Below are 19,737 nucleotides of genomic sequence, written 5' to 3'. Positions count from 1 at the left end.
CCACCAGGACACGACCGTCCCGCGCCACCCGGCCCGGGCCCGCCGCGCCGTGATCCGGCGAGGGGCCCGTGCCCACGGCCGCCCGGACGCGGCCGCGCGGCTGGTGGACGTGCTGCTGTCGGTCCTGGACCGTTAGCCGCGGTTCTCAGGTGACGTCGGTCAGCACGCGGGTGAGCCCGTCCAGCAGCGACCGGTTGGTGGCCCGGGCCTGCGGGGTGTCGACGTGGATGGTGTTGACGAACAGGCCCTCGTCGGTGCGGTGCAGCCAGTGCAGGAGCCCGTTGCAGCCGGACACCCAGACGTGCATCCGAGCGCGCCGCGCGGTGTGCAGGTCGGCGCCGGGCAGTCGGCGGAAGTCGATGTAGGAGAAGAAGTTCACCGCGTGCGGCCAGTAGTGCAGTCGCGCGTACTCGGCCGGGGCGAGCAGCCGCCACGCCTTCACGAAGTGCACCCCGGCGTTCGCCTGCGCCTGCCCGTAGGCGTCCTGGGCGGCGGCCAGCACCTCGCCGAACTCCGCCCGCTCCCCGACCGGGAACGCGACCGGCAGGGTGTTGATGAACCACCCCATCGACTCCGCGTAGACGCCCCGACCCCGTTCGTTGACCGGCACCAGCCCGCGGTACTCCGCCGGCCCGCCCAGCCGGCGCAGGGCGACCGCGCCGGCCGCGAGCAGCCCCATGGACAGCCGTCCGCCACGGGCCCGGCAGGCGGCGCCGAACTCCTCGGTCTGGCGGGCGGTCAGCAGCCGTTCGGTGCTCGCCACCGGCGCGTACAGGCGGCCGGGCCGGACCCCGAGGTCGAGCGGGAAGCGCGGGAACAGGCCGCCGTTGCGGTCGCGGAACGCCCGCCAGTAGTCCAGCCGCGCGTCGTCGGCGTTCATCGCCCGGTTGGCCCGGCGCTGGGTGCGGCTGAACTCCAGGTAGCTGCCAGGAGGTTGGACCGCGCCGGGCGCGGGTTCGACCGCGCCAAGGTCCCGGTAGGCCGTGATGAGGTCGTTGACCGCGATCGCGCTGGAGAGCCCGTCGGTGACGAGGTGGTCGCACGAGAACCAGACGGTGGTCGACTCCGGCCGGACGACCGCACCCATCGTGATCAGCGGCCAGGCGAGCGTGTCCACCTCCTGGAACGCGCCCTGGAGGTGCCCGGTGACCTCCGCGGGAGTCTCCAACGGGCCGACGTAGACGTGCTTGAGGGCCACCTCGTCGGGCGTGAGGACCTCGCAGCCCAGGTCCCCGCCCAGCGGCTGGTAGACCGCCCGGAGCACCTCGTGACGCCGCACCAGGTGGAGAAACGCTCCTTCCAGCGCGTCCGGGTCCACCCGGCCGGGGAGCTCGAAGCTGGCCGCGACGTAGGACCGGATCGGTTCGTCGATGCTCTGGGCGTGCTGCGCCACGGTGAAATGTTTCGCCTGGTTGTAACCGGTCATCCGACGCGGGGCGGGCCCGCCGTCACCGGTCAGGGACACCAGGTGCCACCGATGGGCCTCCCCCGGGTCGATCTCGGAGTCCTCGACTGAGATTTGGAGCATTCCGCCTTCTTCTGCAGCTGTCGTCGCCGGATGGTGTCCAAAGCAGTCGCGCACCGGCCTACCAATCGATGCCATACCAACAGGCCCGCCCGGTCATCGGATACGGCCACCGGCCGATCGAGTGACGGGCGCGGGGGGCGACGCTCTGACGGACCGTCGCCAGGGCGCGGCCGAGGCCCTCCGGTCGGTCCCCTCCGTGCCGTGATCCGGGCCCGCCCGTCCGCTGAGCAGGTGAATTGCCCCCGATCGCCCTCGCGCCGTCGGAGCAATCGATCAGACGATCGGATGAACTGCTCGGCATGCGTATTCCTTTCCGGACCGGGCGGATCGCCTCCGTCCTGGCCCTGGTGGCGGGCTCGCTGTTCAGCAGCAGCGTGCTGGCGCCACCGGCCCAGGCCGCGATCTCCTTCACCAAGAGCGTGGACAAGGCGACCGCCTCCCCCGGGGAGAACGTCACCTACACCCTGCGCTACACGTGTTCGATCACCGAGTGCACGGGCGGTCGGATCCTCGACACCCTGCCGTCGAACATGCAGTTCGTCGGGTGGACGCCCGACCCGTCCTCGGTGGACGAGGCCGCCTCCACCATCCCCGCCCCGGGCGCGATGGGCGGCACGATGGACATCACGCTGAAGAACCTGAGTCCGGGCACGACCGCCACCATCACGGTGACGATGAAGTACCCCAACTTCACCACCCCGAACGGCGCCGCCTCCACCAACTCGGCCACGATGAGCGCCACCGGCGAGACCTCGCAGACCGCCACGGCCGACACCAAGGCCGCCGTGCAACCGCAGTACACGGTGACCAAGGGGATCCAGACCTCCAGCAGCGACGGACGCACCGTCACCTACCAGTTCAGCACCTGCGCCACCGACAACGTGCCCAACGTCGACCTGGACACCGGCCGCCTGCTCGACAGCCTGCCGCCCGGCGCGGTGGTGGACACCGGCCGCTCGCCCGGCTGGTCCCCGGTGCCGCCGGGCCCGAACACGTGGGGCTACGACCTCGGGGCGTTCACCTCCGGCAACGGACGCGGCGGCTGCCGCGTGCCGGGCGTGCTGGTCGTCCACTACCCCGAGGCCGACTTCCCGAACGGGACCACCTCGAACAACACGGTGGACCTGCTCGGCGCCCCGCTGACGGAGAGCGAGCGGAAGCTGGACACCGCTTCCACCACGACGGGCCAGTTCAGGCCGCCGGCCACCGGCGTGGTGGTGACGGCGAGCAAGGTCTGGCGCGACACCACGACCAACGGCGACCTCAACTCCTTCGGCCTCTCGGCCACCAACACCTCGGGCCCGGCGAGCAGCCTCACCATCACCGACCCCGGCGCCGGCACCACCGACGGCCTCTACAACTGGATCTTCCCGCAGTCCCTCCAGCTGGAGCCCTGGAACCCGAACAGCATCGAGCTGACCCTGCAGTACCGCCTCAATGGCAACCCCACCTGGCTCACCTTCTCGCCGTCCAGCCCGTTCGACGGCTCCACCAACCGACGGATCACCTTCGTCCGGGGCGCGGGCGACCCCTCCCGCGACGACCTGGGCATCCCGGCCGGACGGTGGCTGGACGGCCTCAGGTTCACCTGGAACGGCCCCATCCCCACCGGCTGGAGCCCCGGCAACTCGGTGCAGCTGGTCACCCAGGTCGCCACCCCCGGCCACGACGGGCGCCCCGCACCCGACCGGCTGACCAACTGCGTCGACACCACCGCGACAGACGGCACCGACAACGCCTCCGCCAACGCCTGCGCCTCCACCGCCATCACCCAGGCCACCAACCTCGGCGCGGCCAAGACCACCGTCGCCGGTGAGCTCTCCGCCCCCGGCGGCAAGGCCACCTTCCAGGTCATCCCCTACAACCGCAGCGCCCGCGACCTCGGCCGCCCGCTCGTGCTCTACGACGTGCTGCCCGCCGGCGTCGTCTACCTCGACGGCTCGGCCCGCCCCGACCCGAACTACCCGGACGCCAAGGCCCCCGAGTCGATCACGGTGACCCCCGGCCCCGACGGCCGCCAGATCCTCAGGATGCAGTGGCCCGCCGGCGCACCGGACATGACGTACCTCCACGACGCGCTGGCCTACCGGATGCTCTTCGACGTCCAGGTGGCCGGCAGCATCCGCGCCGGCGAGCTCACCAACGACGTCTACGTGACCGTCGACCGGCCCGACGCCCCCGTCTCGTGCATGTTCTCCGGCTCCGACAGCGGCAGCACCCCGGACCTCCTGGACCTCAACGGCAACGGCGACACCACCGAGCTCCTGTGCCACGCCTCCTCCCGGATCCGCGTGGACGCGCCCTCGGTGCTCCGCTCCTACAAGGAGGTCAAGGGCGACCTCGACGCCGACTACGTCAGCATCGGCACCGCCACGCCCGGCGGCCGGATCTCCTACCGCATGACCGTCCGCAACGACTCCCCCGACCCGGTCACCGACTTCATCGCCTACGACCGCCTCCCCACCCCCGGCGACACCTACGTCCTCACCCAGGGCGCCGCCCGCGGCAGCGCCTGGACCCCGTCCCTCAGCCAGCCGATCACCAGCAGCGACCCGACCGTGGTCATCGAGTACACCACCGACCCCAACCCCTGCATCGAGACCGCACTCGTCACCCGGAACGGCTGCAACAGCGCGGCCGTGTGGAGCACCGCCTTCCCCGCTCCCGGAACGGCCACGTGGTTCCGCGTCCACCGCGCCGGCACCCTCGCCTCCGGCACGTCCTTCGTGCTGACCTGGCCGATGGTCGCGTCCTACGACGCCCCCGCGGGCGACTACGCGTGGAACAGCTTCGCCTTCACCGCCACCGACGCGGCCGGTCGGCAGCTGCTGCCCGCCGAACCCGCCAAGGTCGGCGTCGCCGTCACGCGCGTGGCCCCCTCCGACAACGCGCTCGGCGACTTCGTCTGGCAGGACCTGGACGGCTCCGGCATCCAGAAGCCCGGTGAGCCCGGCATCCCCGGCGTCACGGTGCACCTGCTGGACGGCAACGGCCAGCCCGTGCGCGACAAGGACGGCAAGCCGGTCACCACGGTGACCGACACCACCGGCCACTACCTGTTCGACAAGCTGCCCGACGGCAGCTACGCCGTCCGGTTCGACCTGACCACCCTGCCGAAGGGCGCGACCGTCACCAGGCGCGGCGCCGGGACGGACCCGGCCAAGGACTCGGACGCCGACCAGACCACCGGCCTCACCCAGACGGTCACCCTCCGGGGCGGCCAGCGCGACCTCGACCTCGACATGGGCGTGATCCTGCCCAACCCGTCGCCTTCGCCGTCGCCTTCACCATCTCCGTCCCCGTCCCCGTCGCCTTCCCCGTCGCCGTCGCCCTCCCCGTCACCCACCGTTTCGCCGAGCCCGACGCCGACGCCCTCGCCCTCTCCCACCACGTCCACGTCCACGTCCGGCAGCCCGACACCGACGAAGAGCCCGACCCGCACCCCCACCTCGTCGTCGTCGAGCAGCGGCCCGCTTCCTCCCACCGGCGGCTCGTCGTCCAACGCGCTCATCGTGGGGCTCAGCGCCCTCTCCATCCTCGCCGGCGGCGCCCTGTGCCTGATCGCCTACCGCCGACCGGGCAGGCACAGCTGATCCACCGGTGAACAACCGAACACCACACCAACGCCGGTGGCGCCGTCCCACACAGGACGGCGCCACCGGCGTTCCGCTGACCGCGGCTCACGCCCTTCAGGAGCGATAGGCGGTCTCAGTCGAGAAAGAGCTCCGCGAGTCTCGGGAGACGGCTTCGCGTCTCCTCGTCGTCATCGAACTTCCATCGCTCGCCCGCCGGGTCCTCGGGGTGGGCCATGTCCTCAAGGGCTCGACCGATCCCCTCGTCGAGGGATTCGGTCTCGCCCGTGATCCTCTGGTAGGCGTCCGCGATCGGGTAGCTCAACGACTCGTAGCCGATCCAGCCCGCCTCGTCCCGGCTCATGCGGGTGATCACGGGAAGGTCGGCGAGCGTGTCTGGGGCCGCCAGGGCCCGGGTGAACGTCGCGCGCCCGAGGAGGACGAGCCCGTCGCGGAAGTCCATGAAGCCGTCGTCGCTGCACCCGCCCTCGATCAGGTCGGCGGCTCCCCACAGCTCCCACCGATAGGCGGATTGCCGTGCCTCGACGTGTCTTACGGCGAACTCGACGATCTCCTCCCGGCTCAGCCGGACGAGCACGTCCGTCAGTGCTTCGGGAAGCGGATCGTCCGGCGGGTCCCGGTCGTCCGCCCGGGAGCCCACCGCGGCGCGGGCCTCCTCGATCAAGGCCCACCAAGTGTCTTCGTCCATCGGCAGTCGGAGGCGCGGCGCCCGTTCGGGCCCGCTCCCTCCCTCCCCCCTTTCCATTCGTGCGTGCGGTGATTCCGCACACGGCTTACGGGCGATCAGCTCGCCGGCTTCGTCGAGCTCCCCGACGCGGACGGCGACGGCGCCGGCGAGGCGGGCTTCGGAGCCACCTGGAGGCCGGTGACGTGGCCGTCCGCGGTGAGGAAGTACTGGAGTCCGGCGTAGCCGGGCGTGACCAGGATCCCCTGGGTCATCTTGGGGAGTTGGCTGGAGCGGGCGAGTTCGGCGCCGTCCTGGGCCCTGCGCCACACCACCTGCTCGGTGTCGTACTTCTTGAGCCCCTGGAAGAACTTCACCGGGATGTCCGTCCCGATCAGGACGCGCTGGTCCCTGGGCCCGAGCAGGGTCGTGAAGCTGAGGGTCGTCTGGTCCTGTGTCCACGCGACCGACAGCGTGCCGTTCGACAGGTCGATCCCGGCCAGCTTGCCCGCCCCCGCGTCCATGGCGTAGACGCGGTTGTTCTCGGGGTCGACCGAGACCATCGACGGGATGAAGCTGTTCTTGCTGCCGCTGTTCGCGAACGGCTGGACGTTCGCCACCTTGGTCGAGTCGCTCTGGGAGACGGCGACGACGCTCATCGGCGTCGGGGTCGGCTTCCCGCCGTTGGTCATCGCGACGACGTAGTCGTTGATGACGGCCATGGCGGACGCGGCGGTCTGCCCGTCCTTGAGGTAGCTCACCGGTCCCCACGTGGGGTCGGGGGTGAAGGCGTTGTTCCGGTACGCGTAGCGGTAGAGCTTGGTCGCGCCCGGCAGGTAGATCTCCTGCGTCCCGTTCAGCGTCGACGTGGTGATGCGCCCGCCCATCATCTCCGGCAGCGTGACCTGGGAGAGCACCTGGAGGCTCTTCGGGTCGATCGCCACCATGATCGAGGGCGGCACGGCCGTCGGGTCGGGGCAGTTGAGGAAGGCGCTGAAGCCCTGTTCGGTGCATCCGGGCTGCCGGTTGACGGTCTTCGCGACGATCGTCCCGTCGGGCAGCGCGTCGTAGCCGTTGTACGCGGTGTCGCGCGGGGCCGAGTCCCCGGTGGGGAGGGTCGTGCGGGCGAGGACCGCGCCGGTCGCCGGGTCGATCCGGGCGATGTGGTAGCCGTAGACGACCACCAGGCTGCCGTCCGACAGGACGTTCAGGACGCCCGGGTAGTCCCACTCGTCGGTGGCGTTGGTGTTGATGAGCACGCGCCGCCAGACCTCGTTGAAGGTGCCCGGCTCGACCCGCGAGACGAACGAGCCGGACGCGGCCGGGTTGTCGCCGTAGCCGCCGCCGTAGACGTAGAGCTCGTCGGGCCCGCGGTCCACGATGTTGTACGGCGTGGCGTAGACCTGCTGCGAACCGTAGGCGTAGACCTGGTTGTTCGACGGGGCGCCCGCGAAGTGCGCGCACGCGTACAGGTGTGTCCGGTTGGAGTCGTGGACCTCGAACGCGGCGATGGTCGGGTACCACGGGGCGTTGCCCTCCGCGGCCGCGCAGGACTGCTCGCCGGGGACGAGGGCGGGGTCGCCGACCAGCGGACCGCCCGCGGCCACCACGTCGGCGGGCGGGGAGCTCGCGTGCGCATCGGCCTGGCGCGAGACCGGCCCGGAGCTGGAACAGGCGCAGAGCCCGAGGAGCAGGGCCACGACGAGGGCCGTCAGCCGGGGAACGGACAACCGGTGCGGCAAGGCGGGGCTCCTCGGGCTCATCGGGTGGGATCGGCGAACCGGGTCGGATCGGCGAACCGGCGTCCGGATCGTCCGACGCCAGGCCGCCGACCAGGCTCGCAGCGCGGCCACGGCCGCCACGGCCGCCACGCCGGGACGATCACCCGGCCGGGCCTGCCGAGGCCCGGCCCGGCGGGCGAGCAGTGCCGACGGACCCGGCAGCGCCGCGGCCTCTCGCCCTCAGCCGGCCGCTCCGGCCAGACGGCGCATGATGGTCATGAGCTCGTCGGGCGGGGAGATGCTCATCGTCCGGCTCTCGGGTTCGAAGGCGGTGATGCACGTCAGGGTGCCGGCCCGCCACCAGAACACCCGGGGCGAGAGGCGCCCGGGGCCGTCCTCGTAGGCGCCGAACGCGAACTGGGCCAGCGAGTTGACGGCCTCGCCCACGTGCTCGTCGGCGAGCGGGTAGAAGACGAGGTTGTGCCGGTTCGGGACGACGACCAGCACGCCCTCGGCCGGGATCGCCGGGCCGTCGGCGGCGCGTACCGTCTCCTCGAAGACGAGCAGCTTGCTGGCGGCGAACACCGACTCGGGGTGGCCCAGGATGTGGAGGACCGCACCGTCGGGCAGGTCGTACGTGTCGTAGTCGACAGGGGAGTTCAGCAGGTTGGTGCGCGCGGCGGCCTCAAGGACGTGCCGGTCGACGAGGGCCACGTCGCGGTCGTCGAGGACGCGGATGCTCTCCGGGGTGTCCAGGGCGATGCCCACCAGGAGGTCCGTGGCCAGCGGGCGCAGGTAGCCGAACTGCTCCCGCGCCTCGGCCGGGATCGACTCCTCGGCGACCAGCCGCAGGTACACGCTGCCCAGCGGGTCCTCGGACCCGCCGTCGGGCTCGCGCCGGGGCGCCGGCGGCGAAGCCGGCGGATCGGCCGACAGGTAGTCGGACCGCACCTCCAGCGCCCACCCGTGCACCTGGACCGCGAGGGCGGCCGGGGCCAGGATGCCGAGCGGCAGCAGGGTCCGCGGGGCCGGATCGGCGTCCAGGCCTTCCCGGTACTCGACGAGCCGCGCCGCCAGGGCCTGCTCGAACGCGGGCCGGTCGTCGTCGAGGAGGACGCGCAGCAGGCGCTGGTCCGCCGTCAGGGAGGCGACGGCGTCCAGCCGGCCGGCCGCCGCGGCGAGCTCGTCCGGCTCCGGCTTGCGCAGGGTCACCGCGGGCCAGTCGGCGGGCAGGTGCCCACTCGCCTCGGCCAGGTAGGGGCACAGCGCGTCCATCGCGGCGAGGTCCGCCGGGTCCGACACCGACGTCAGCCGCGAGTACGGCACGCCGTCCCGGATCGCCGGCGCGTAGTCGCACCGCAGCAGCAGTCCGATGACGCGCTCCCGCTCCCACAGCAGCCCGCTGACCAGGCATATCTCGAATGCGTCGAGCCACGTCCGGGCCGTGGGGGCCCGCTCGGCGACGGCGCCGAAGGAGACGTCGCCGTTGGTGAACTTCTCGTCGATGAGCGGGAAGAGGATCTCCTGGTCGCCGTCCGGGAAGCAGCCGACGCTCAGCGCCCCCAGGGCCATCTCCGCCGCCGTCCGCAGGACCAGTCCGGAAGGGGCCTCCTCCTGGACCGGGTGCTCGACCGTACGGGCGGCGACGTGGTCGAGGAGCTCGTCGCGCAGCGCCAGCATCCGCTCCGGGGACGGGCCCTCCCGCCACATCTCGTACTGCCGGTGGTTGGTCCGCCTGACGATGCCGTCCAGCGCTTCGGCAACCCGCTGCCCGTCGACCGCGTGACGCGTGATCTCCCGCACCGCTGCCGCCCCTCCTGTTGATCTTCACTGCCGAACGGCACGCTACCAGCGGGGACTGACACCGCCCCCGGGCCGGAGTGTGGGGACGGCTCGATCGCTCCGGCCCCGCGGACGCCGGTCACGCGCGTTCGTACGTGACCCAGACGGTGGGGTCGTCGCCCTTGCCCAGGACGGTGCTGGTGTAGCTGTCGAGGGAGGTGCCGGGCGGGGTGGTGCGGGTGTTCTGGTCCTGGTCGTTCACGGTGACCTTGATGCCCTGACCGGTGCTGACCGCGTAGTTGTTCGCGCTGAACTCCGGGCTGCGGTAGGTGAATCCGCCCTGGCCGGCGCCCGGCAGCGTGTAGCCGGCGGTGCCGTCGATGCCCCCGCTGGTGGTCACCCGCAGGACGGCGGTCCGACCGTTGGGGATCCGCTCCGCCGGTGTCCGGGCCCAGGTGCCGTCGCGGAGGTCGAGCGACGACCGGTTCAGGGCCGTGCCGGTGCGGTTGGTGAAGCGGACGATCTCGGTACGGGTGTCCTTCTTCCCCGTGAAGGCGGCGACGGTGCTCGGGTCGGTGGTGGGCTTGGGGAGGCCGAGTGCGGCCAGGGCGGCCAGGGTCTCCCGGCTCAGCGGCAGGCCCCACCGGTCGGCGAAGTGGTCGCTCAGGTCGGCTCCGGCGATCCGGGAGGCGGTCACGGTGAACCAGCGCATCTGCCGGTCGGTGTCGGCCAGGTCCGGCCGCTCGGCCCGCATCCGCCGGTGCAGCGCCGGGTAGAAATCCGGGCCGAACGCCTTGTCCAGCTGGGCGAACATGTCGAACTGCGCCTTGTTCGGCGCGGTGGCGAAGTCGCGGGCCGACTGGGCGAGGTAGTCCCGGCCCGGGGCCCAGGTGGTCTCGTCCGCCCATCCGTTGGTGGTGTGCCCGAACTGCCGGTCCGCGGCCATGGAGTAGAGGTTGACCGTGACCTCGCCCATGTTGTTGGTGTCCTGGCCGGCGCCCCAGGTCCACCGCTGCTGGTGCTGGTGCCCGAACTCGTGGAACAGGCCCCAGCTGTTCGCCGCCTCGGTCGCGGAGTAGAGGACGCCGTCGCGGTTGCCGGGCATCGCGATCCGGTAGTAGGTCGCGTTGGGGTTCGTGCCTGACGGGCTCTCGACCGCGAGGAAGCGCAGCGGCGAGCGCGTGTCGCGGGCGGTGGAGCCGTCCAGGCCCGCGAGGTCGTCCTCCGCGCGGAGGATCTGCTCGTAGGTGTCCAGGAGCTCGTCCTGGCTCTCGCCCGCGTAGCGCAGGGCGGACTCCTGCATCCCCGCGATGACGACGTGGTCGCCGACCAGTTCGACCGGACCGGTCGCCGTGGTGGCGCCCAGCATGCGCTGCCACTGGGCGTTGGTGGTGCTCTGCCGGTCGAAGTGCGGGATCGGCTGGACGGCCGTGCCGTCGTCGAGCGTCACCGTGACGGAGGGGGCGTTCGCGGGCGAGTCGGCCGTGTGGCGCACGTAGAGGATCCCGCCAGAGGGGTCGCCGATCCGGTTCTCGCCGGGCTGCAGCCGGTAGGACCGCGGCGGGGACTGGCTCGCCGTGTAGGTGCCGTATCCGGTGCGGCTGTACGGGTCCACCAGGGCCCAGGTCCCGACCTGCAGCTCCACGGTCGCGTCCGGGGATCCGCCGGTGACCGTCACCTGGACCGGCCGGTTCGCGCGCAGGCAGAACCCGGTGGGCTGCACGTCCGCCAGCGCCTGACGGATCTGCAGCCGGTCCCGTTCGGCGGCGGAGGTCGGCAGGGCGGGGAAGGCCTGCGTACGCGGCTGCGGGAAGAGCCCGGCGTCCTGCACCACCGGGCACGTCAGACCACCCGGGACCGCCTCGGTGACCACGCTCGCCTCCCCGCCGTCGTAGCGCGTGCCGCCCAGGCGGTAGCTCGTGGTGAAGCGGGCGGTGATCCGGGTGCCGACCGCGACGGAGTCCTTGATCCGCACCGTGATGTCCGGCTGCCCGAACGTGCCGCCCTGCCGCACCCCGTAGGCGCACACCACGCCGCGCCGGTCGGCGGTGGCCGCGCACGACCGTCCGTCCACCGACACGAAGTCCACCTCGTCGGGCAGACGGAACGTCAGCGTGGTGTCCTCGGTGCGCATGCCGCTGCCCGTCACCTTGACGCCGTAGGTGATCGACTCCCCGACGGCGGCCTTGGCCGGCCCGCTCGCCGTGACGGTGACGTCGGTCCCGGTCTGCGCCCGCGCCGGGGCGAGCGGAGCCGCGCCGACCACCGCCAGCAGGGCGCCGAGCGCGGCACACGCGCCCCTCCCGCCCCAGCGTCCGACTCCTGCCAGCACGGCGTCCACCTCTCTGTCGTCCGGGTGCGCGATCGCGCGGTCCGGCTCCGCGCAGCGCGGCCGGAACTCTCTGCGAGCAGAGAAGCATGATCGGTTACGGTCGGCGACCGATGGCCGGTCATTCGTAGGACGCAGGGGGCCGTACCGGTGATCGGGCGGGCGGTTCGGCAGGGCGGCGACGGGCGAGGGGCGGGGGTCCAGATCCGGACCTGCACCGGGACGGCGACCCAGAAGTGGACGGCACCCCCGAGCTGACACCGGATCAGGCCGGGTGTGCCAATCCCCGGAGGAGCAGGTCGACCAGGCGGCGGGGGTCGTAGCGCGGGTCGCCGTCGTGGCCGATGCAGAGGTTCCCGACACCGCGCATCAGCTCGTAGGCCTCCGTGCCGGGCCGGATCTCCCCCGCGGCGGCCGCGGCGTCGAGCAGCTGCGTGCAGACGGGCAGCAGGCGGTCGAGGAAGTACTCGTGCAGCGCCGCGAAGCCGCCGCTGTCCGACTGCAACGCGCCCGCGAGCCCGTGCTTCGTGACCAGGAAGTCGACGAAGAGGTCGATCCACCGGCGCAGCGCCGCGAAGGGCGAGCCGGTAGAAGCCAGCAGGCTCGGGCCGGCCTCGGCGCAGGCCTCCACCTGGTGGCGGTAGACGGCGACGACGAGGTCCGCCCGGGTCGGGAAGTGGCGGTAGACCGTGCCCGTCCCGACGCCCGCCCTGGCCGCGATCTCCCGGATCGGCGCGTCGACGCCGGACGCGACGAACACCTCGGCGGCGGCGTCGAGCAGCGTCTGCCGGTTGCGCAGCGCGTCGGCGCGCCTGCCGCGGGCGGGCGGCTCCCCGGACGGGCTTGCGATGGGTTCCACGTCTTCCTCCCGACGGCCGTTGACAAAACGGAACCACGTTCCGCATCCTGAATCGGAACCGCGTTCCGGTTTCAGTCTAGTGCCACGGCACCAGGCGGGGCCGACGCTCCCGACCGCTTCCGCGCGCTGTGCCGCTGCCTCCCGCTCGCTCGTGCTGTCTCGTGCTGTCTCGACGAGACCGGCTGCGGGAAGCCATCGAAGGGACCTCATCATGAGCTCACCGTCCACTCCCGTTCTCTCGGCCGCTCCCGGCCTCTCGGTCAGCCCTGTTCTCTCGGTCAGCCCCGTCACGCTGCCGGTTCCCGGCCGGGCCGTCGACCTGGAGGTACGCGTCTCCGCGCCCACCACCGGCACCGGCCTCCCGATCATCCTCATCTCGCACGGCCACGGCCCCTCGAACCACCTCTCCTCCCTGCACGGCTACGCCCCGCTCGCCGACTACTGGGCGGCCCACGGCTTCGCCGTCATCCAGCCGACCCACCTCAGCTCCCGGACCCTCAGCGGCACCCTCGACCCCGACACCCCCGGTGCACCGCTCCACTGGCGGTCCCGGGCCGAGGACATGTCGCGCATCCTCGACCGGCTCGACGCGATCGAGGCCGCCGTCCCGCAGCTCGCCGGGCGTCTGGACCACACCAAGATCGCCGTCGCCGGCCACTCCATGGGCGGGCACACCGCGAGTCTGCTGTTGGGCGCCCGGCTCACCGACCCGGACACCGGAACGGAGGTGAACCTCGCCGACCCCCGGATCACGGCAGGCGTGCTGCTCGCCGCACCCGGCCGCGGCGGCGACGCGATCACCGAGTCCTTCGCCCGCACCGCCCCGTTCTTCCTGACCACCGACTTCTCCACGATGACGACACCCGCGCTCGTCGTCGCCGGCGACAAGGACGCCTCCACCCACCTGACCGTCCGCGGCCCCGAGTGGCACACCGACCCGTACACCCTCTCCCCCGGTCCCAAGTCGCTGCTCACCCTGTTCGACGCGGAACACGGCCTCGGCGGCATCTCGGGATACGACGTCGCCGAGACCACCGACGAGAACCCCGAGCGGGTCGCCGGGGTCCGGCACCTCACGTGGGCCTACCTCCGCACCGCACTCTCCCCTGACGACACCGCCTGGCCGGACGCCCTCGACGCGCTGGGCGCCGACCCCGCCGCGCTCGGGAGCGTCGAGTCCAAGGAGGCCGTACCGTGCGGGTAGTGCGGATGATCTTCCGTTGAGTACTCTGAATCATCGGATCGTGGACGGCCGTTCGCGCGTGCGACCCGTGCGCGGTCCACGCCGCAGAGGACCTGAAAGTGAGTCACCACCAGATGCAGCCGACGTTCGTACTGGTTCACGGAGCCTTCTCGAACTCCTTCGCCTTCGCCCCGCTCCAGGCCGAACTCGGCCTCCTCGGACACCGTTCGGTCGCCGTCGACCTTCCGGGCCACGGGTTCGCCGCGACGTACCCGCGCGCCTACCAGGCACCGCAGGACCTCGCAGCGCTCGCCACCGAGCCCGGAGCCATCAAAGGCGTGACGCTCGCCGACAACGCCGCACAACTCATCGGGATACTGGAGCGGGCCAAGCGGAACGGGCCCGTCATCCTCGTCTCGCACAGCCGCGGAGGCATGACGGCCACCGTCGCGGCCAACCAGCGGCCCGACCTGATCGACCGCATCGTCTACGTCTCCTCGTGGGCCCCCGTCGACCTCACCGTCGGGGCCTACTACGCCGAGCCCGAGATGGCCACCGTCGACCTCGCGGCGATGGGCGCGGCGATGGTCGCGAACCCGGCCGAACTGGGCCTGCTGCGCTCCAACTTCCGCACCGCCGACCCGGGCGCCCTCGCGGGCTTCAAGGCGGCCTTCCTCGCCGACGGCACGGACGACGAGCTCATGGCCCTCCTCAACACCTTCCAGCCCGACGAGAACCTCGACGCCGGCACCGAGGACGACCGGGCCCGGCGCGACACGTGGGGCCGGATCCCGAGGACGTACGTCCGGCTGACCGAGGACACCAGCCTGCCGCTCGCCGTCCAGGACCGGATGATCCGCGAGGCCGACGCACTCACGCCGGACAACCCGTACGACGTCCGCACGCTCACCAGCAGCCACCTCAAGTGGCTGGTCGACCCGGCCCCGGCGGCCCGCGTCCTGGGCGAGCTCGTCGCACTCCTTCCCGCCGGTTCGTGACGGGGGCAGCGGGTCTCCGAACTCCCCGCTGCCGAAACCCAGAGGCCGTCCACCGTGCGAACCCCCGCGCGGACGGGCGGCCTCCGGCGTTTATCGTCTCGTCCATGAGCCGCACCACTCCGCCGCGCCCGGTCGATGTCACCGTGCACTTCCCCGAGCTCACGCCGCTGGCCCGTACGACCGTACGGCTCCACCCCCGCGCGGGCCGGCCGACCGCCGCGGACAGTTCGATCGGCGGCCCGTTGCTGTGGCCCGCGCGAGAGCCGTGGCCGACCTGCCCGGAGCACACCGGCCCCTCGTACGTCGGCTCCTCGCCCGAGGACGTGCGGCTGCGGCGGCGCATCCTCGCCGAGGCGTGGCACCGCCCCCGGGAGGACGGCGCCGACCTGCTCACCCCGGACGAGCGCGCGACGGTCGACCGCATCGGCGACCGGGAGCGGATTCCCCAGGACGGCCCGGTCCCGATGGTCCCGGTGGCCCAGCTCGACGCGGCGGACGTACCCGGCCTTCCGCGCCCGGAGGGCACCGACCTGCTGCAGGTGCTCTGGTGCCCGTTCGACCACGACGACTACCTGCCCCGCACCGAACTGCGCTGGCGGAGCGCCGCCGACGTGACCGACCCGCTCACCGCGGCCCCGCAGCCGTCCGTGATCGGCAACGACCACTACCTGCCCGAGGCGTGCGTCCTGCACCCCGAGACGGTCACCGAGTACCCGGCACCGCACGAGCTCCCGGACGACCTGGCGGAGCGGCTCGTCGCCTGGGAGGACCGGCACGGCCTCGTCTACCAGTACGACCTCGCCGTCGCCCCGGGCTGCAAGGTCGGCGGCCACGCACCGTGGAGCTTCTCCGATCCGTTCCCCATGGCCTGCGCCGAGTGCGGCTCGGACGTCCGGCCGCTGCTGACCATCGACGGGAGCGAGTGGGACGGCGGCAGCGGAAGCTGGCAGCCGCTGGAGGACGCGGGCTACACCGGCCTGCACTCCCTCGGCCCCGCCAACGCGACGCAGCTCGACATCGGCCGCAGCGGCGCCCTGCAGCTGTACGTGTGCACGGCCTCCTACGACCACCCGCACGTGCAGAACTGCCAGTGACCCGAGCGGCACGACTTCCTCTTCCGGATCTGCACGTCGGGGCACTATGCGAGGTCCCCCGGATCCGGGGGCTCGCCGCCGGCGATCAGCAGGCGGTAGCCGTAGTCGACGCTGTCGCGGGCGAGCAGGTGGCCGTAGCGGCGGGACCAGGCGCCGGAGGCGAGGTCGGCGCGCAGTCTGGCGATCGCCGGTTCGACGACGTCTGCGGGGAGTTGGGCGAAGGTGGAGCTGGCCCGCCGGACGACGGGGTCCAGGAAGCGTTCGGGGCGGCGCCAGTGGGCGATCTGGAAGCCGTCGGTGAAGTCGTGCGGGATCGGGAACGGGAGCACCGTGTGTGCGCCGAGCGTCTCGGCGACCGTCGACAGCGGTGTGAACCGGGCGTGCTCCAGCTCGCGGATCTGCGGCAGGTAGTCGCTGATCATCCACAGTTCCGGGCGGTGCTCCGGGTCCCAGGTGAAGACCACCTGGCGTCGGGACACGCGGCGCAGTTCCCGCAGCCCGCCTTCCAGGTCGGGCCAGTGGTGCACGGTCATGACCGCCATCGCCGCGTCGAACCGCCCGTCGGCGAACGGGAGGTGCTCGGCGGCGGCCCGCACCTTCGTCGCGCCGGGGTGCTGGTCGAGCATGACCCGGGACGGGTCGACCGCCGTGACGTCGGCGTCCGCCGGTTCGTAGGAGCCGGTTCCGGCGCCCACGTTGACCACGGTGCGGGCTCCGGCGAGGGCCCGGCCGATGAGTGCGGCCAGCCTCGGGTCGGGACGGCGGGTGTCGCGGTAGCCGGCCCCGATCGAGTCGTAGAGCGGCGGAGTGGTGCTGGAAGGGTTCTTCATCGGTCCCCCATCGGTGGATGCTCAGCCGCCGTAGCGCCGCTGCCTGGCGGCGAAGCTGCGGACGGCGCGCAGGAAGTCGACCTCGCGGAAGGCGGGCCAGTAGGCCTCGCAGAAGTACAGCTCCGAGTAAGCGCTCTGCCAGAGCAGGAAGTTGGAGAGCCGCTGTTCGCCGCTGGTCCGGATGACGAGATCGGGGTCCGGCTGTCCGGCGGTGTACAGGTGCGGGGCGATGTCGTCGACCGTCAGCGCGTCGGCGACCTCGGTCAGCGAGGCGCCGCCTTCGGCCCGCGCGTACATGAGGTCGCGCACGGCGTCGACGACCTCCTGGCGGCCGCCGTAGCCGACGGCCAGGGTGACGTGGGCACCGGTGGTGCAGGTGCGGGTGACCTCGACGGCCTCCTTGAGGGCGCGGGCGGTGCTGTCGGGCAGGGCGTCGGTCAGGCCGGCGAGGTGCACCTGCCAGCGGGCGTCCGGTCGGGTGAGGCGGTCGGTGACCACCTGTTCGATCAGCCCCATCAGGTAGGCGACTTCGGCGTCGCCTCGGCGCTGGAGGTTCTCGGTCGAGCACACGAAGACCGTGACGTGGTCGATCCCCAGGCCCTCGCACCAGGCGAGCACCTCCTCGACGTGGTCGGCGCCGGCCTTGTGCCCGAGGCTCGGGTCGGCCATGCCCATCTGCCGGGCCCAGCGGCGGTTGCCGTCCATGATCAGCCCGACGTGCCGGGGCAGTGGGCCCGCCATGACCTCGCGGCGCAGCCGGCGGGTGTAGAGGGAGCGGAGCAGGTCGGGCATGGGCACCGTCCGAGTGGGTTGGAGTGGAGCGCGGTCGAGGCCGGACGCGGCACCGGATCACGACGCCGGTGGCAGGTCGCGCAGATCGCGCAGGGTGCCGGCGCACACCCCCGTCAGGAGCAGCAGGCCTGCGCCGATGCCGACGCCGAGCAGGTGGAGGCCGGTGAGCGAGACGCCGAGGATGGTGGCGCCACCGGTGGCGCTGGCGCCGGCGAGGGTCCACACGCCGGCCCGGAGGCGGCCGGTGCCGGGTGGCACGACGGCGTCCGCGCCGACACCCGTGAAGATCCGCGGGATCTGGACGGCGCCGAGGCCGAGGGCGATCCACCAGGCGGCGAGCACGGCGGTGCGCAGGGTGGGCGGCGAGGCGTCCGCGTCGACACCGCTGTGCACCAGGATGACGACGGCGGTGCCGAGCAGTGTCGGTGCGGCGAGGCGGCGGACCGCCCAGCCCAGCAGCGTGATCGCGGCGCCCGGCGTGGGCCGGGGGCGGGGTGCGACCAGGGCGATGCCGAGCAGCAGCAGCGTGGTGCAGCCCTGCATGACCGCCTCCCGGACGCCGACGGCGGGGAGCGAGTCGGCCTGTTCGGCGGCCAGGTGGCCGAGGAACCAGGCGGCGAGGGCGACCGTGATGCCCATCGTGGCCACCCGCCGCTGGCGCTGCGCGGGTGAGTCGGCGGGCCAGACCGCCGGGTGCAGCCACATGTCGGCGATGCCCGCGATCAGGTTGGGCCAGGACTTCCAGCCCGCGCCGCGGGCCTCGTCCTCCACCATCGAACCCCAGCGTTCGCGGAACGCGTCCGGGTAGAGCCTGACCAGGCCTCGGGCGACGACGCTCACGCGGGGTTCACCCCCAGTCGCCGGAGTCCCGCGTCCGCGACCCGGGCCATGGCGCGCAGTTCGCGCTCCAGCACCTCGCGACCGAGGGCCGTCAACTGCACCGGCCGCTGGCGCCCCTGCCCGTCGAGCGGCTCGACCAGCCGCTTCGACTCCAGCCTGGCCAGCGCCCCGTACAGGCTGCCGGGACCCAGCCGCTCCCCCGTCAGCTCCTCGATCGCCGCGTTGACGGCGTACCCGTGCAGGGGCCCGTCGGCCAGCGCGCAGAGCACCAGCGTCTGGGCGTCGTTGGCTTGCATGTCGTCGCTCCTTCCGATCTGACGGAGGACCATACTACGCGCCGCGAACTACGTGCCACGTAGTAAGCGATGCTCATCATCGCGACACCCGCCGTAATTTGACGATCAGCCAGCTCAGACGACCTCGCAGGAGCGTCGGGCGAGAGCGAGGACGATCCGGTCGTCGAAGATCACCCAGCGCCGGCGCCCTGGTCGCCGGGGGTGGAACGGCTTCACGGAGACGGGCTCGGACCGGCCGTCACTCGGTGGTCACGACGATGGTCGCGCCCGAGTCGTCGTCCACGACGCGGCGGCCGGCCAGCGGGCTCCGGAGCGTCACCGAGAGATCCGGCGCCGAGCAGAACTGGCCCGGGTCGTGGTGCGCCCGGTAGTAGGTCACCGTCACCTGACTACGGGTCTCCTTCGCCTTGAGCGAGCTGCCGCAGCTGATCCTGGCGTGCAGGCGGTGCCCGACCGGGTCGTAGAGGAGCGGGCTGCCCAGCGGCTCCTCGTGCGGACCGCGACTGACGCTGGAGCCGACGATCGTGGCGATGGCGGCGAAGAGCCCGGCGACGAACACGGCGACGGCGACCCGTTCGAAAGGCTTCATGCCGCTTGGACGCGACAGCGCGCCGACGGTTCCCGGGCCGACCCGCCCGCGGGACACGGCCGAGCGGGGGAAGCCCGGTCACACCGTTTCCCGCCGGCGGCGCGTATGCGCACCCGCGGCCGGTCGACGGCCCTACCGTGCGGCCATGGCCCCAACGCTCACCGCCGCCGCCTGGCAGGGAGTCCTCGCACCCCTCGGCCACCGCGCCACGACGCCGGAGCGACCGATGATCGCGCCCGTCCCGATCAGCCGGCCGCTCACGCGCTCCACCATGCCCCTGCCCCTCGCCCTCCCCGACGGCCGCGTGATCGGCACCGTCGAGGAACTGTGGCTCGCCAGCCGCGCCCTCATGGGGCGCGGCATCGTCCTCGACTCCGGCTGCGCCCGGGGCCTGGCCGACGGCGGCCTGCCGGTCGACGTCGCCTTCGACCACTGCCGGGAGGTCCTGCGCTACGGCCGCCGCCCGTTCTGCTGGGCGCGGGAGTGGCTCGGCATGCGTCCCGCGGGGCGCGACATCGCGGACTGGTCCGTCCACTCCGTCACCGTCGTGGACCGTCCGCTGTTCACCACCGCCCGGATCTACCCGAAGCCGGTCGCCCGAGAGACGTGAGCACAGGGGCCGCGGGCCGATCGTCGGTC

General features: G+C 72.5%; 15 protein-coding genes and 2 pseudogenes. 5 read left to right on the top strand and 12 right to left on the bottom strand.

Features of this window, described 5'->3' with window-relative positions:
• Positions 1-145: 145 nt before the first annotated feature.
• Complete coding sequence (locus ACFV4G_RS30015; protein ID WP_380445258.1) at positions 146-1,528, bottom strand: condensation domain-containing protein; 1,383 nt, start codon at positions 1,526-1,528, stop codon at positions 146-148.
• 299 nt (positions 1,529-1,827) lie between these two features.
• Here ACFV4G_RS30015 and ACFV4G_RS30010 point away from each other — a divergent pair.
• Positions 1,828-4,767, top strand: a pseudogene (locus tag ACFV4G_RS30010) (SdrD B-like domain-containing protein); the annotation flags it as partial.
• Positions 4,768-4,805: 38 nt separating this feature from the next.
• Here the strand turns inward: ACFV4G_RS30010 and ACFV4G_RS30005 are convergent.
• From ACFV4G_RS30005 to ACFV4G_RS29980, 6 genes and pseudogenes are all read right to left on the bottom strand, one after another.
• Positions 4,806-5,039: pseudogene (locus ACFV4G_RS30005) on the bottom strand (hypothetical protein); the annotation flags it as partial.
• Between the two features lie 197 nt (positions 5,040-5,236).
• Positions 5,237-5,809 (bottom strand): DUF4240 domain-containing protein, encoded by a 573-nt coding sequence (locus ACFV4G_RS30000; protein WP_380445257.1) that lies wholly within the window; start codon positions 5,807-5,809, stop codon positions 5,237-5,239.
• Positions 5,810-5,904: 95 nt separating this feature from the next.
• Complete coding sequence (locus tag ACFV4G_RS29995; protein ID WP_380445256.1) at positions 5,905-7,527, bottom strand: hypothetical protein; 1,623 nt, start codon at positions 7,525-7,527, stop codon at positions 5,905-5,907.
• A gap of 219 nt (positions 7,528-7,746) precedes the next feature.
• A complete protein-coding gene (locus tag ACFV4G_RS29990) occupies positions 7,747-9,309 on the bottom strand; it encodes an immunity 49 family protein (RefSeq protein WP_380445255.1) in 1,563 nt (520 codons plus the stop codon).
• A 118-nt stretch (positions 9,310-9,427) separates the two neighbouring features.
• The gene (locus ACFV4G_RS29985) at positions 9,428-11,620 is read right to left on the bottom strand and encodes a M60 family metallopeptidase (protein WP_380445254.1); all 2,193 of its coding nucleotides are present in this window, start codon (positions 11,618-11,620) and stop codon (positions 9,428-9,430) included.
• Positions 11,621-11,882: 262 nt separating this feature from the next.
• A complete protein-coding gene (locus tag ACFV4G_RS29980) occupies positions 11,883-12,476 on the bottom strand; it encodes a TetR/AcrR family transcriptional regulator (RefSeq protein WP_380445253.1) in 594 nt (197 codons plus the stop codon).
• A 211-nt stretch (positions 12,477-12,687) separates the two neighbouring features.
• On the opposite strand from ACFV4G_RS29980, the gene ACFV4G_RS29975 reads away from it, so the two are divergent.
• The 3 genes from ACFV4G_RS29975 to ACFV4G_RS29965 all read left to right on the top strand — a co-directional run bounded on the left by ACFV4G_RS29975 (position 12,688) and on the right by ACFV4G_RS29965 (position 15,751).
• Positions 12,688-13,680 carry an alpha/beta hydrolase family protein gene (locus ACFV4G_RS29975; RefSeq protein ID WP_380445252.1) on the top strand — a complete coding sequence of 331 codons (993 nt, stop codon included), beginning with the start codon at positions 12,688-12,690 and terminating at the stop codon, positions 13,678-13,680.
• A 113-nt stretch (positions 13,681-13,793) separates the two neighbouring features.
• A complete protein-coding gene (locus ACFV4G_RS29970; protein ID WP_380445280.1) occupies positions 13,794-14,657 on the top strand; it encodes an alpha/beta fold hydrolase in 864 nt (287 codons plus the stop codon).
• A gap of 104 nt (positions 14,658-14,761) precedes the next feature.
• Entirely contained in the window at positions 14,762-15,751 is a 990-nt protein-coding gene (locus tag ACFV4G_RS29965; RefSeq protein WP_380445251.1) for a hypothetical protein, read from the top strand.
• 44 nt (positions 15,752-15,795) lie between these two features.
• On the opposite strand, the gene ACFV4G_RS29960 is transcribed toward ACFV4G_RS29965, so the two are convergent.
• The 5 genes from ACFV4G_RS29960 to ACFV4G_RS29940 form a co-directional block, all read right to left on the bottom strand.
• Positions 15,796-16,581, bottom strand: a complete 786-nt coding sequence (locus tag ACFV4G_RS29960) for a class I SAM-dependent methyltransferase (protein WP_380445250.1) — start codon at positions 16,579-16,581, stop codon at positions 15,796-15,798.
• Positions 16,582-16,602: 21 nt separating this feature from the next.
• Positions 16,603-17,379, bottom strand: coding sequence for a polyprenyl diphosphate synthase (gene uppS / locus ACFV4G_RS29955; RefSeq protein WP_380445249.1), 777 nt, complete (start codon positions 17,377-17,379; stop codon positions 16,603-16,605).
• 51 nt (positions 17,380-17,430) lie between these two features.
• Positions 17,431-18,213, bottom strand: a complete 783-nt coding sequence (locus tag ACFV4G_RS29950; RefSeq protein WP_380445248.1) for a hypothetical protein — start codon at positions 18,211-18,213, stop codon at positions 17,431-17,433.
• Complete coding sequence (locus tag ACFV4G_RS29945) at positions 18,210-18,509, bottom strand: PadR family transcriptional regulator (protein ID WP_380445247.1); 300 nt, start codon at positions 18,507-18,509, stop codon at positions 18,210-18,212. Before ACFV4G_RS29945 ends, ACFV4G_RS29950 begins: the two co-directional genes overlap by 4 nt.
• A 238-nt stretch (positions 18,510-18,747) precedes the next feature.
• Positions 18,748-19,098: a hypothetical protein gene (locus tag ACFV4G_RS29940; RefSeq protein ID WP_380445246.1), complete on the bottom strand. Its 351-nt coding sequence runs from the start codon at positions 19,096-19,098 to the stop codon at positions 18,748-18,750.
• A gap of 145 nt (positions 19,099-19,243) precedes the next feature.
• Between ACFV4G_RS29940 and ACFV4G_RS29935 the strand changes: the two genes are divergently transcribed.
• Positions 19,244-19,708, top strand: a complete 465-nt coding sequence (locus ACFV4G_RS29935) for a hypothetical protein (protein WP_380445245.1) — start codon at positions 19,244-19,246, stop codon at positions 19,706-19,708.
• Positions 19,709-19,737 lie beyond the last annotated feature (29 nt).

Origin of the sequence: Kitasatospora sp. NPDC059747 (genome assembly GCF_042732955.1) — a bacterium.
Classification (GTDB): domain Bacteria; phylum Actinomycetota; class Actinomycetes; order Streptomycetales; family Streptomycetaceae; genus Kitasatospora.
This window is presented reverse-complemented; position numbering and strand designations above follow the sequence as displayed.